Source organism: Sorangium sp. So ce128 (assembly GCF_051525245.1).
In the GTDB taxonomy this organism is placed as follows: domain Bacteria; phylum Myxococcota_A; class Polyangia; order Polyangiales; family Polyangiaceae; genus Sorangium; species Sorangium cellulosum_B.
Window position 1 is genome coordinate 4,708,325 of the sequence record NZ_CP150313.1, and the last position, 12,808, is coordinate 4,721,132.

Sequence of the window (12,808 nt, forward strand, 5' to 3'; positions counted from 1 at the left end):
CGACCTCGCCGGGGCGCTTCCAGGACGGCCCCGCTCGCGAAGCCGCCGCCCGCGCCCTCCGTGGCGCCCTCGAAGCTCGTCGGGGACATCAGCCGCCTGATCGAGGCGGCACGCCAGCGGGCGGCGGTGACCGTGAACGCCGTGCTCACCCGGCTCTACTGGCGCATCGGCGCGCGGATCCGGACCGAGGTGCTCCGGTACGCCCGCGCTGCCTACGGCGACAGGGTGATCGCCGCGCTCGCGGAGCAGCTCCAGCGCCGCTACGGCCGCGGCTTCTCGGAGAAGACGCTGCGGCGCATGGTCCAGTTCGCCGAGGCCTTCCCCGAGGAACCGATTGTCGCGGCGCTGTCGCGACAATTGACCTGGAGCCACTTCGTTCTCCTGCTGCCGCTCGAGGCTCCCCTCGCGCGCGCGTTCTACGCCGAGATGTGCCGCGTCGAGCGCTGGAGCGTGCGCGCGCTCCGCCAGCAGATCGACAGCATGCTCTACGAGCGGACCGCGCTCTCCCGCAAGCCCAAGGGCGTCGTCGAAGCCCAGCTCGCGGCGTTGCGGGCCGAGGACCAGGTCACCCCCGAGATGCTCCTGAAGGACCCCTACGTCCTGGATTTCCTCGGCGTTCAGGACCGCTACCTCGAGAAGGATCTCGAGGACGCCATCCTGCGCGAGCTGGAGGCGTTCATCCTGGAGCTCGGGAGCGGGTTCTGCTTCGTCGCCCGCCAGAAGCGGATCCAGATCGACGGGGACGACTTTTACATCGATCTCGTCTTCTACAATCGAAAGCTCCAGCGGCTCGTGGCGGTCGACCTGAAGGTCGGCGCGTTCAAGGCCGAGTACAAGGGTCAGATGGAGCTCTACCTGCGCTGGCTCGACCGCCACGAGCGCGAGCCCGGAGAGGAAACACCCCTCGGGATCATCCTCTGTGCCGGCAAGCGCCGCGAGCAGATCGAGCTCCTGGAGCTGGGCAAGACGGGCATCCACGTCGCGGAGTACCTCACCGTCCTGCCGCCCCGTGACGAGCTCGCCCGCAGGCTCCACGCCGCGGTGGAACATTCACGCGCGCGGCTCGCGCCGCCCGAGGAGGTCAAATGAGCGACAGCACGTCGACGCAGCCGAAGAGGAGCCCGCCCACGAACCCCCGCGACCACCTCGTCCGCGCCCTGCACGCCGACCTGATCGGCCCCTACCAGCTCGACGAGGAGGGCATCGTCGAGCAGGAGGTCCTCGAGCTTCCGCCGTCCCGCCACTACCTCACCGGCTTCCTCGCCTCCGAAGAAGAACGCGAGCCCGAGGACCCGACCGCCGACGACAGCCTCGGCGCCGGCCCTGACGAGCCGGAGGAGGAGACCCAGGGGGAGGAGCCCGAGGACAAGCGGCCCAATCTCTGGCCCGCGTCCATCGGAATGAGCGTGCTCGTCCCGAAGGAGACGCGCGCGGTGAAGACCGTCGTTCGGTTCGCCGAGTATCACCCCGAGACCCTGAAGCCCGAAGGGCGCGGCCGAGGGCAGCGCGTCTGGAAGCGAACACCGCGGCAGACGATCGCCACGGACGTCCCGCTGGACCCGCAGATCCTCAAGAACGGGATCCGCTTGCGGGACACGGTGGGCCTCGTGATCTACGGCCAGATCAAGGCCGTCGAGCACGCGCGCGGGCTCCGGGAGGGGACGCAGGCGCTCGCGCTCTTCGTCGTGAACCAGCGCGGCGCCGGCGAGAAGGGCCAGCGCGATAAGCAGCTGGTCTTCCAGATCGAGATGGAGATCGAGTGCGCCGAGGGCATCGTCCCGCGGCCGAACTTCTCCGACGAGGAGAGCGACCAGTGGGACCAGAAGGTCGCCGATCTCCAGTTCCGCGAGCGCGTCGAGTACGCGGTCGGTCACGGCGTCGCCGTCGTGGTGCCCCCGGGTCAGAGCTCGGTCGTCCGGGTGAAGACCACATGGCTCCCCGAATACGAGGTGCGGCGGGTCGTTGCGCACGAGGAAGACGACGTGAACGTCGCGATGGACGAGCTCGCGAAGCTCGACAGCGCCGAGGTGGTGCGCGAGCGGCTCCAGCGCCTGCCTGCGGCCTACGGGGCGTGGATCGAGCGGCAGCGAGGCGTCGCGCTCGAGGGCGACAGGCGCGCCGAGACCCGCGACGAGCTCATGCGGAAGGCCGACGATGCCAGGCGGCGGATCCAGGAGGGCATCGCGCTCCTCGAGAGCGACGCGCAGATCCGCCAGGCGTTCTGCCTGGCCAACGAGGCGATGGCCGAGGCCGCGCGGCACCGGAGCCCTTCTCGTTACCAGGGCGGCGAGCGCCCCGAATGGCGCCTGTTCCAGCTCGCGTTCCTGCTGATGAACCTCCACGGCGTGGCCAGCGGCGAGCACCCCGATCGCGAGCGCGTCGAGCTGATCTTCTTCCCGACCGGCGGCGGCAAGACGGAGGCGTACCTCGGCGTCATCGCCTTTTGCCTGCTCCTCCGCCGCCTGCGGCGAGCGAAGCTGCCCGACGGCGGGCTCGGCGTCACCGTGCTCCTCCGGTATACCCTGCGCCTGCTCACGCTCGACCAGCTCGGCCGCGCGGCGACGCTCGTCTGCGCGCTCGAATCCCAGCGCCGGAAGATGCCCGCGGTGCTGGGCGACACGCGCTTCTCGGTCGGCCTCTGGGTCGGGCGCAGCGCCACGGCCAACACCCTGGACGAGGCGTCGAAGCTCGTCACCGGCTTCAAGCTCGGCGCGAACGGCAATCCCTGCCCGCTGCCCACCTGCCCGTGGTGCGGCAAGGAGCTCGGCGCGGGCAGCCTGACCCTCCTGCCCTCGAAGACCGCGCCCGACGAGGTGCGGGTCGGCTGCACCAGCGAGATCTGCGAGTTCTCGCGCGCCAACAACGACGAGGGCATCCCGGTCGTCTTCGTCGACGAGCAGGTCTACCGGGAGCTGCCGAGCTTCCTCATCGCCACCGTCGACAAGTTCGCGATGATGCCCTGGCGCGGCGAGGCCGGCATGCTGTTCGGCAAGGTCGGCGCGCGCGACGGCCGGCGCTTCTACGGCCCGATGGACGGGAAACCGCCGCGCACGGCGAAGAACCTCCCCGGCGGCCTCGCCCCTCCCGAGCTCATCGTGCAGGACGAGCTGCACCTGATCTCGGGACCTCTCGGCACCATGGTCGGCCTCTACGAGACGGCGGTCGACGCCCTCTGCTCGCGCCAGACCAGAACCGGCGTCGTGCGGCCCAAGGTGCTGGCCGCCACAGCCACGGTCCGCCGCGCCGATACCCAGATCCAGGCCCTCTTCGGTCGCCCGGCGAGCACGGTGAGCGTGTTCCCGCCGCCCGGCATCGACGACTCCGAGACGTACTTCGCGACCGTCGACACGAAGAGCCCCGGCCGGAAATACGTCGGCGTGGCCGCGCAGGGGCGCAGCATGAAGGCGATCCTCCTGCGCGTGTACCGGACGCTGCTCGCGGGGGCGATGAGGACCTACGACCCGTCGTCGTCGCCCGAGCAGACGGCGGACGCGTACATGACGCTCGCCGGCTATTTCAATAGCCTCCGGGAGCTCGGAGGGATGCGGCGGCTGGTCGAGGACGAGGTGCTCGGCCGCGCCGCGCAGGCGGAAGAGGCGCGGCCGATGAACGCGAAGGGCAAGCACCTCTGGTTCACCGACCGGGAACTCGGCGAGCCGGTCGAGCTGACGAGCCGCGAGCACACCGACGCGGTGAAGCGCACCAAGGATCGGCTCAACAAGCCCTGGCGCGATCCCGAGCGGATCGACGTGCTGCTCGCGAGCAACATGATCTCGGTCGGCGTCGACATCGATCGACTCGGCCTGATGGTTGTCGCGGGGCAGCCGAAGACGACGGCCGAGTACATCCAGGCGTCGAGCCGCGTCGGCCGCCAGGACAGGTGGCCGGGGCTCGTGGTGACCGTGTACAACCTCCACAAGCCGCGGGATCGCTCCCATTACGAGCACTTCGCCGCCTACCACGAGAGCTTCTACCGCTTCGTCGAGGCCACGAGCGTGACGCCGTTCTCGGGTCCCGCCCTCGACCGCGGCCTCGTCGGCATGCTCGTCGCGATGGTCCGGTTCGCCTCCCGCGATCTGACGCTGCCGAAGGGCGCCATGGGACTGCCGGCAAACCGGCACCTGGCGAACGCCGTCCTCGACCAGATCGCCGCGCGCGCGAGCGGCCAGCCCGAGCTGAACCAGGACGGGCAAAAGAAGCTCGAGGAAGAGCTCCGGATGCGCGGGCACAACCTGCTCGACACCTGGACCGATCTGGTGCGGTCGACCCCCGAGGAGCCAAAGCAGCGCCGGTACTCGAAGTTCGACCGGGAGAAGGTCGGCGGCAAGCCGCTGCTCTACACGCCGCTCGACGAGGAGCGGCCGGGCCCCGACACGCCCGATGGCCGCTTCGCGGCGCCCACGTCGCTGCGGGACGTCGAGTCGACCGCGCACCTCTGGCTCATCGGGCGACGCCTGGGGAGGCAAGGCTGATGGCCATCGCGAAGAAGACCGCGAAGGGCGGGCACAAGCCCCCCGAGGGCAAGATCCGGCTGGGCCAGGTCGTGATGACGTTCGGTCCGGGCGCGATGGTCGATCTGCTCGATCACGCCGTGCTCATCGGCGGCACCGACTTCTGGCGCTACGACAGGCACAAGGATCAAGGCTTCATCGACGAGCCCCGCCTGCGCGACGCCATCCTCGCCAGGGTCGGCTCGAAGCTCGGGATCGAGCTGAGCATCAACCGCGCGTTCCGGCTGCCCCCCGCGGGCGACGACGACGCGCCGTCGCACTACAACGGTATCCAGGTCGCCGAGTTCCCGTCGTGGTTCCTCTGCCAGCGTTGCCGCGCGCTCGGGCCGTCGAGGAACCTCGAGCGTGAGAAGGGGCGCTACGTTCACCGCTGCACCAACACCCAGCAGGGCTTCTGCGTCCCCGTGCGGTTCGTGGCGACGTGCAAGCGCGGCCACCTCGACGAGTTCCCCTGGAGCTGGTTCGTGCACCCATCCCAGGAGACGCGGTGCGAATCTCTGGATCTCCATCTCAAGGAGGACGCGTCCGGCGACTTCGCCCATATCCGCGTATGCTGCGGCGTCTGCGGCGCGGAGCGAAAGCTCTCGGAGGCGCGCGAGTCCAAGATCCTGCCCCAGTGCCGGGGGGAGAGGCCCTGGCTCGGCGTCGAGGGACGCGAGGAGAAGGGCTGCGAGGAGAAGCTCAACCTGCTCGTCCGTACGGCGAGCAGCGGTTACTTCTCGCAATGGATGAGCGCGCTGTCGATCCCCGACAAGGCGCGCGAGGTCCTGAACAAGGTCAGCGAGGCGGACGTGTGGAATGTCGTGCAGGAGGCCAAGCGCGAGGAGCTCGCGCTGCTGCGCAAGGTCGTGGCCTCCGTGCGCAATGCGCTGCGCGACTACGACGACGACCAGGTGTGGACCGCGATGGAGACGATCCGCAAGGGCAAGTCTCCGGCGAGGGACGAGCTCCGGACCGCGGAGTACAAGGTCTTCCTCGAGGCGAAGGACGAGGTGGATGGCCAGCTTCCGCCGCGGGACGAGGACTTCTTCGCCTGCCGCCTGCCCCCGAAGCGGCATCCGTTGCCGCCGAAGGTGAGCCGCATCGTGCTCGCCAAGAAGGTGCGTCAGGTGCGCGCCCAGATCGGCCTGACGCGCCTGTCGGCAACGCAGATGAACCTGCAGGGCGAAACCGAGGACACGAGCAACCTCCAGCCGCTCGGGCTGACGCCGACCTGGCTGCCGGCGGCAGAGATCTTCGGCGAGGGCGTGCTGGTCTGCCTGGACGAAAAGGACGTACGGGAATGGGAGAAACGACCGGCGGTGATCCGCCGGAAGGACGAGCTCGAGGACGGGTACAAGCAGGAGTTCAAGGGCAATAGCCGGGGGCCGGGCTTTCTGGGGGCCAGGTTCTACCTTCTGCACTCGCTCTCGCACCTCCTGGTGTCCTCGATCTCGCTCCAGTGCGGCTATTCGGCGAGCGCGCTCTCCGAGCGCATCTACTGTGCGCCGGCGACCGACGACCTGCCGATGGCGGCGATCTTCATCATGACCGGCACGAGCGGCGCCGAGGGCACGCTCGGAGGGCTCGTCGAGCAAGGTCGCTTCATCGGCCGGCACCTCCGTCGCGCCTGGGACATGGCCTCGCTGTGCTCGAACGATCCGGTCTGCGCGCATCATTCGCCCGGGGACCAGTCGGGGCGCCACCTCGAGGGCGCCGCCTGCCATGGGTGCCTGTTCGTCGCAGAGCCGGCGTGTGAGCGATTCAACCGCTACCTGGACCGGGCGCTCGTCGTGCCAGCGATGGGGCACGATCCCGAGCTCGCCTTCTTCGAGATCCGCCCGTGACGGGGGCGGGGTTATCCGCGGTCACGGAGCAGGATCTGCTTGCCCTCGTCGCCGCGCTCGACCGGGGGGACGTACGCGCGCCGATGAGCGAGACGGGCCTCCGGGCCAACGGCTTCGGGCACCTCGTCGATGCGCTGCGGCCTTATCTCAAGCTCGGTCGGGAAGGCATTCACGCGGTCGTCGACGTCGTGCTCGCCGAGCGGCGGCATCGCAAGGCCGCCAGGCTCACCCTGGTCTGGACGGGCGACGACCCGGGCGTCAGCCATTCTCGCCACACGCGGGTCCTCCTGCCCGAGCTCTTCGAGCGGGCGCGGCAGCACGTGCTCGTCGCCGGCTACTCTATCGACCACGGCGCGGAGCTCTTCGCGTCGCTGCACCGGGGCATGGTCGACCATGGGGTGACGGCGGATCTCTTCGTCGACGTGGATCAGCTCGCCAAGCGGCTGGAGCAGGCGGCGAAGGGCGCAGGGCAGAGCTGGCGCCTGGTGTCGGCGCCGCTCGTGGCCGCGAAGGGGAATGTGGCGCGGGGGCAGGCCGTGGTGGCGCTGTTCTTCCGGCTGATGTGGCCGTTCGGCGACCCGAGGCCGGTCGTCTATTTCGACCCGAGGACGGCAGACAGGCAGAGCGCGGTCAGCCTGCACGCCAAGTGCGTGGTCATCGACCACGAGTACACGCTCATCACGTCGGCGAACTTCACGGATCGTGGGCAGACGCGGAACCTGGAGGCGGGGGTGGCGATCGAGGACCGGGGGTTCGCGGCGAGCCTCGAGAGGCAATGGCTCAACCTGGTGGATGCGGGGGTGGTCGTGAGGGCGTGACGCGCGCCCGACCGGAAGTAGACCGGCGTCCCGCCAGGCGAGGACGAGCCAGACTGTAACGTCGTCCTGATACGAGTAGCCCGCCGGACCGACGGCCGTGATGCTCATCGCTTCTCCTCCAGCTTCGGGCCCACGCGGGCCTCGTCTCCAGCCCGCGCGGCTTCTTCGGCGAACGGCGCGAAGCTCGCCGGGCACGACGCCCGCAGCACGTGGACGTCGGCCCCTCGGGCCACCTCGGCGAAATCTTCCGGCGTCGGATCGCGGCCCAGCGCGCGCCGGAGCACGCATTTCGGGTGCCCCGAAGCGCGGTCGCGCTCGTCGCCCCACGTCTCCTCCGGATGCCTCGGGATGGCCGCCGGGTCGCCGTCTTTCCCCGCGACTGCTTGCACCGCCGCCGCGTCACCGAGCGCCCACGCCTCGATCATCCGGAGCGGCGTCGCCTTCACCCGCACCACGTGGTCGGCGCCGTCCACGGCCGCGAAGCCAGCCTCGATTTCCTCGTGCAGGGCCTTTACCCGGCGGGCGCGCTCGGTCGCGTTCCGCTTCTCGCCGGATGCCTTGTCGACGTCGTGCGCAAACACTAGGACGCGGCAGTCCTCGACGAGCGTGCTCGCGAGGCGGAGGGCCTTGGCCGCTCGATCGGCGTGTCCCTTGAGCTTCTGCTTCGCGTCGAACCGGCCGAGCAGCGTGATCTTCTGCCCCTCGAACACCACGTCGTCGCCCAGCAGCTTGCGGAGCGTGGGCTGGAAGTAGCCTTCGCGCGGCTTCCCGGGCGAGCGCCACTGTGGGGCCCCGGCGAGCTCGCCCAGCTCCGAAGGTCCCTCGGCTGCGATGAACACGGTGTACGCAGCCTTCTTGCGCCCGCTCATCGCCCCTTTTTCCCCGGCACGAGCCGCTCCTCGCCCGCGTTGTACCAGAGCTCCCCGAGCTCGAAGTGCTCCCGCAGCTCCTGAAAACTCTTCGTCTCGTTCATCGGGGTCACCTGCACGCCGCCGCCCTTGCCGCGGGTGACCAGGAGCACGGACTCGGGAGACGAGACGTAGTTGAGGGTGATGGGGCTGTGGGTCGTGACGATCACCTGGGTCGTCCCGGTCCTGGTGAGCTCCTCCAGCATGGCCACCAGGCCGCCGAGGAGGCGCGGGTGCAGGCCGTTCTCGATCTCGTCCAGGAGGAGCACGCTCGGCGGCTCGCGCATCTCGTGCATGGCGGCCACGGCGATGAGGCGGAGGAGGCCGTCGCTCACCTGGCGGGCGTTGAAGGTCGCCTGTTCGCCGTTCCACTTCTCGGTGATCTCGAGGTGAGTCCAGCCGTAGCTCTTGCGCCGGACGTGGATATCGACGAGGCGCGGGTAGTGGGCGCGGACGCGCTCGATGAGCCGCGCGAAGTCCTTCGGTCGGGCCTTGATGCGCCCGAGAAACGAGGCGAAGTTTTCGCCGTGGAGGCCGAGCTCGTCGAATTTCTCGCCCTTGCCGCGGGACGACGCCCGGAGGGCGACCGGATCGAGGAAGTAATAGGCCCGGATGCGCCGCGCCCACTGCGCCAGCGCGACCAGGGTAGGGAAGCGAGCGCGATCGGCCTTGAGGTCGATCGTGGAGAGCCAGGAGGAGGGGAGCGACAGCGTCGTCTTCTCCTCGCCGGCGTCGGCGAGCTCCGGAAATTGCGCGACGTTTCTACCGCTCCGGAGGAGAACGGACCGCCAGGCATCCTCTTCGGCTCTCTTGATCCACTCCAAGGCGACGCCGGGGGCGCGCCGTGAGCCCAGGGTCAGGTGCCACTGTACTCGCGCGGCATTCGGCAGATCGATCTCTGCCCGCATCGAGATCTGTGAGCGCTCGGCGCGCAGGTGCGCGAGGTCGGCGTACTCCCAGTTGTGGGCATCGAGCATCTCCTTGATGGTGCCCGCAGACAACCAGCCGAGCGTGTCGATCGCCTGGAGGATCGTCGACTTGCCCGATCCGTTCGGGCCGACCAGGACCGTGAACGGCTGGAGCGGGATCCCCGGCGCGGTGCGCCCTGGGTCGTCCAGAAAGGCTTTGAAGGATTCGATCCAGAGGGTGCGGATCATCGTTGGTCATCCTCCCACCCAGGCGCTCCGGCGAGGTCGAAGACGCCGCGGGTCGAGAAGGCGAGCGGATTGCTGACGGCAGCATCGCGAAGGAGCAAGTCGAGGCGATCGCGGCCTTCGAGCTCGCCGCCGAGGGCGCGCCACGTCGCGGCGGCCGCCTCCCCGAAGCGACGTCCCCGCGCCTCGCGGGCTTCGAGCAGGCGGAGACCGAGCGCAGCGGCGCGGTAGTAGCTGTCGATGGCTGCATCCGACGGAGTGCGCATGGAGCAGGGATAATCGTCGCCTAGGGGCGTGACGGTCAAGAGCGCGGGGTGGCTCGGGCGGGCGCAGCCCAGCTGGCGAGCTCGGCGTCGAGGTCGTCTGGGACCGGCGGCTACGCGTCGGCTCGATGGAGCAGCGGTTCCAGCCCTCGCGAGCATCAAGGGCCACGCCACTGCCGTACGTCGAAGCCTCCGGCGATCGGTGCGCTCGGATCCACGAGCCACACCTGATCACTGAAGCGTTCAACTCCGGCGGGATCGCCGCCCACCACGACGGAGAGGACGCGAGCCCCGGCGTCTTGCTTCGCCCGAGCCACCTGCTGTGCGACGCGTGCGCTGGCGCGGCACAGACCGTCCGTGACCACCAGGACATCGGCCCTGGCGTACGCGTCCGTTTTCAGAAGCTCGAGCGCGCGGAGCAGGGGGGTGTCGTAGTCGGTGCCGGCATGAAACCCCATGCTCAGGAAGTCGAGCAGGTGCGCGAGGCCCTGCCGGCCACGTCGGATCTCCAGCGGCTCCGCCTCCCCGGGGCCGCCGAACAGGAGGAGCTGGACAGCACGGCCCTTGGGAACGAGCTGCCGCACCGCGACCAGGATCAGCGCCTTCGCGACCGCTTCGGGGGCACCTTGCATCGAGCCGCTCGTGTCCACACACGCGATGGCAGGGCCACACCGCTCGTCCGTGGGCGTGGTCTCCGTCGTGGTTCCCAGCAGCTCCAGGCAGACGAGCCGGTGCTCGACGAGGCGCTGGAAGAAGAGATCCTCTGTCTCGGGAGACGCCAGCAAGGCGAGCTCACAGGCGAGCGCATCCGAGAGCTCGCCGCCGACGCGCACGCCGGCGACCGCCTCACGGCCACCGCGCTCGGCCCGGCGCGCCTGACGTTGCAGCGCCTCGATCCGCCCGAGCTCGTCGACGACCCGGCGAAGCACCGGCAGCCGGCCTAGCAGCGCCGACAGATGCTCGATGCGCGCCAGCAACGTCCGGTGGAGCTGGCCTGTCGCGAAATCCCAGCCAATCCCGGGGACGAGCGCGCTGAGGGCGAGCACCGCTTCATCGCACGCGCGCGCGGCTGCCGCAGCTGCCGCGGTCGCGTCGCCGGCGCCGAGCTGCTCCCGGAGCAGCGCGCCCAGGCCCAGGGCGCTTCGATCGCGGGGGAGGGGGCCTGACGTCGGCAGCGGGAAGCTGTCCGGCACGCGCTGCCCCATGAGCACCGCGAGCTGCTCGCGCAGCTGCTGTGACTCCCTTTCCGCATCGCCTGCGCCACCCGGCTTCACGATGGCGTCTCGAGGCGAGCCGATCGCCTCCGGGGAGCGCGCGCCGTGGTGGCGGAGGACGTGCGCACTCCAGGCGACCGCGCAGGCCGCCGCGCGCAACGGCTCTCCCTGACACGCGACCTCCAGCAGGCGCAGCTCGCCGTCGGCCACGGCGAACCACAACGCGCCCAGCGGGCCCGGATCGCCCACGGGCTCGCCGCACAGCCGCCTGGCGACCGCGAGCGTCGCCGCGCCGATCCACTCGTCCAGGCCGACGGACGCAGCCAGCGCACGGAGCTCCGGCGTCGCGTCCGCGAGCGGCGCCAGCGGATCATGTTTCAAGGGCGCGCTCGGCCGAGCCCCGCTTATCGTCCGTCGGCGGACCGGAGGCCGGGAGGGAAGGGGCCCTGGGAAGGTGTCGCGAGACGGTCTTCTGGATCCAGGTGGTCCAGCGCTCGAACATCTGCTTCAGATGCTCACCCGAGGTCTCTGTTCGCTCGGCTGGATCGCTGCCCCGCGATGCCCCCCGGGCGCGCATCTGCGCAGCTAACGAGGCGAGCACGGCGCCCGTGTCTTTCCCGACCAGGAGGCGGTGCGCATCCGCGTCATCGACGACGACAGGCGCCGCTCGCTCCTGATGGTACGAGCTGTGCCGGATCGGCTCCCCATCGGCAGCCAGGCCGACCGCATCGTCCGCGGCGTCGGTGGGCGCGCGCACCCACAGCCTCACGTCGCTGTAGTATCCGCGGTGCTGCGGCGCCTCGCGCATGCGCGACATCAAGAGGCTCGCGGGACCATAGGCGGCGACCGCGGCGCGATGTTGCGCGCTCGTGCGCTCGAAGGCCTGGAGTCTGGTGCGCACGGCCACGAGGCCCGCAACGAGCTCAGAGGGCAGCTCCGTGCACCAAGGCGTGCGCGCGAGCTCCTGCCGCAGGTGATCGAGGTGCAGATCAAGCAGCTCCCGGGCCCTGCGGCATGCGTTGTCGAATCGGTCCAGCCGACCGACGGCGCCGAGACGCCATGTCGACAGATCCGGGGCAGCCATGTCCGCCTCGATCTCGGCCCACAGCTGCCGCAGCGGCGTCAGGTACTCGTCATGCTCGTCCGGGACCACGAGCGATGCGCGCACGCACATGCGGACGGCCGCCTGGTTGGCTCCTGGATCCCCGAAGCAATGCTCGAGGAGCACCACGTCCAGGGGCGAGATCCTGGCGCGCCCGGAGGTGAGCGCGGACATCTTGAGCAGCTCCAGCGCCCAGCGCCAGCGACGGTCGCTCGCATCGACGTCCTCCTCGGACAGCCCGTCGCGTACCCGAAGCAGCGTCCTGCGCGCGGCGTCATCGACGCCGATCCTGCTCGCCCGATCTCGCAGCCACTCGAGCTCGGCGCGGGTGAGCCTGTCCGTGGCGATCGGCTGATACGCTGATATTTCACCGAGACAGACCTGGAGGAATCTCGCCGGATCGGCGATGGGAGGCACGCTGAGGCGGACGAGGAAGCGGTCGTAGAGCGCTCCAAGCCCTCCTTCCGGGTCTGGGGGCTCGTTGCTGGCGCCGACGATGCTGAACAACGGCACCTGGTCGCGGTGCTTGCCGTGGTGGAACACCCGCTCGTTGATGAGGGTGAGCAAGCTGTTCAAGATCGCGCTGTTTGCCTTGAAGATCTCGTCGAGAAAGGCGATGTGCGCGCGCGGCAGGTAGCCCTCGGTGAGGCGGCGGTAATCTTCCTCTTTGAGTCCGGGGATGCTGACCGGCCCGAAGAGCTCGTCGGGATGGGTGAACTTCGACAGGAGGTACTCGAAGAGCGTCGCATCGTGCAGGCTCTCGCAGAGCGCCCTGGCCAGGAGGCTCTTCGCCGTCCCCGGCGGCCCGAGCAGCACGACGTGGTGCCCTGACAGAATCGCGAGCAAGGCCACGCGGATGTGGGTCTCGCGCTCGACGAAGCTGCGATCGAGCGATCGCAAGAGCCGGCTGATTTTCCCCTGGATGAACGCGAGTTCCGGGTCTGCGTCGTTCATCGGAGCCGCCATCTCATGGGAACCGGGATCCACCGGCGCAGCATAGCGGGACCGGGCG

General features: G+C 69.7%; 9 protein-coding genes. 4 read left to right on the forward strand and 5 right to left on the reverse strand.

Annotated features, from left to right (window positions below; all coding sequences use genetic code 11):
* The first annotated feature begins 60 nt into the window (after nucleotides 1-60).
* The 4 genes from WME82_RS17940 to WME82_RS17955 all read left to right on the forward strand — a co-directional run bounded on the left by WME82_RS17940 (nucleotide 61) and on the right by WME82_RS17955 (nucleotide 7,155).
* Nucleotides 61-1,089, forward strand: a complete 1,029-nt coding sequence (locus WME82_RS17940; protein WP_438044903.1) for a PDDEXK nuclease domain-containing protein — start codon at nucleotides 61-63, stop codon at nucleotides 1,087-1,089.
* Nucleotides 1,086-4,472, forward strand: a complete 3,387-nt coding sequence (gene drmA / locus WME82_RS17945) for a DISARM system helicase DrmA (protein ID WP_438043815.1) — start codon at nucleotides 1,086-1,088, stop codon at nucleotides 4,470-4,472. Before WME82_RS17940 ends, drmA begins: the two co-directional genes overlap by 4 nt.
* Nucleotides 4,472-6,337, forward strand: a complete 1,866-nt coding sequence (gene drmB / locus WME82_RS17950; protein WP_438043816.1) for a DrmB family protein — start codon at nucleotides 4,472-4,474, stop codon at nucleotides 6,335-6,337. The genes drmA and drmB overlap by 1 nt, the downstream gene beginning before the upstream one ends.
* A gap of 83 nt (nucleotides 6,338-6,420) precedes the next feature.
* The gene (locus WME82_RS17955; protein WP_438043817.1) at nucleotides 6,421-7,155 is read left to right on the forward strand and encodes a phospholipase D-like domain-containing protein; all 735 of its coding nucleotides are present in this window, start codon (nucleotides 6,421-6,423) and stop codon (nucleotides 7,153-7,155) included.
* Between the two features lie 104 nt (nucleotides 7,156-7,259).
* Here the strand turns inward: WME82_RS17955 and WME82_RS17960 are convergent, their stop codons facing one another.
* The 5 genes from WME82_RS17960 to WME82_RS17980 all read right to left on the reverse strand — a co-directional run bounded on the left by WME82_RS17960 (nucleotide 7,260) and on the right by WME82_RS17980 (nucleotide 12,750).
* The gene (locus tag WME82_RS17960) at nucleotides 7,260-8,024 is read right to left on the reverse strand and encodes a hypothetical protein (RefSeq protein WP_438043818.1); all 765 of its coding nucleotides are present in this window, start codon (nucleotides 8,022-8,024) and stop codon (nucleotides 7,260-7,262) included.
* A complete protein-coding gene (locus WME82_RS17965; RefSeq protein ID WP_438043819.1) occupies nucleotides 8,021-9,220 on the reverse strand; it encodes an AAA family ATPase in 1,200 nt (399 codons plus the stop codon). The genes WME82_RS17960 and WME82_RS17965 overlap by 4 nt, the downstream gene beginning before the upstream one ends.
* A complete protein-coding gene (locus WME82_RS17970) occupies nucleotides 9,217-9,483 on the reverse strand; it encodes a hypothetical protein (RefSeq protein ID WP_438043820.1) in 267 nt (88 codons plus the stop codon). The genes WME82_RS17965 and WME82_RS17970 overlap by 4 nt, the downstream gene beginning before the upstream one ends.
* A 155-nt stretch (nucleotides 9,484-9,638) precedes the next feature.
* On the reverse strand, nucleotides 9,639-11,075 hold the full coding sequence (locus WME82_RS17975) for a VWA domain-containing protein (RefSeq protein WP_438043821.1): 1,437 nt from the start codon (nucleotides 11,073-11,075) through the stop codon (nucleotides 9,639-9,641).
* The gene (locus WME82_RS17980; RefSeq protein ID WP_438043822.1) at nucleotides 11,065-12,750 is read right to left on the reverse strand and encodes an AAA family ATPase; all 1,686 of its coding nucleotides are present in this window, start codon (nucleotides 12,748-12,750) and stop codon (nucleotides 11,065-11,067) included. Before WME82_RS17980 ends, WME82_RS17975 begins: the two co-directional genes overlap by 11 nt.
* Nucleotides 12,751-12,808: the final 58 nt, after the last annotated feature.

Coding starts and splice junctions, on each gene's coding strand:
- drmA (WP_438043815.1), top strand. CDS start 1,086: ATGAGCGACAGCACGTCGACGCAGCCGAAGAGGAGCCCGCCCACGAAC.
- drmB (WP_438043816.1), top strand. CDS start 4,472: ATGGCCATCGCGAAGAAGACCGCGAAGGGCGGGCACAAGCCCCCCGAG.
- WME82_RS17955 (WP_438043817.1), top strand. CDS start 6,421: ATGAGCGAGACGGGCCTCCGGGCCAACGGCTTCGGGCACCTCGTCGAT.
- WME82_RS17960 (WP_438043818.1), bottom strand. CDS start 8,024: ATGAGCGGGCGCAAGAAGGCTGCGTACACCGTGTTCATCGCAGCCGAG.
- WME82_RS17965 (WP_438043819.1), bottom strand. CDS start 9,220: ATGATCCGCACCCTCTGGATCGAATCCTTCAAAGCCTTTCTGGACGAC.
- WME82_RS17970 (WP_438043820.1), bottom strand. CDS start 9,483: ATGCGCACTCCGTCGGATGCAGCCATCGACAGCTACTACCGCGCCGCT.
- WME82_RS17980 (WP_438043822.1), bottom strand. CDS start 12,750: ATGAACGACGCAGACCCGGAACTCGCGTTCATCCAGGGGAAAATCAGC.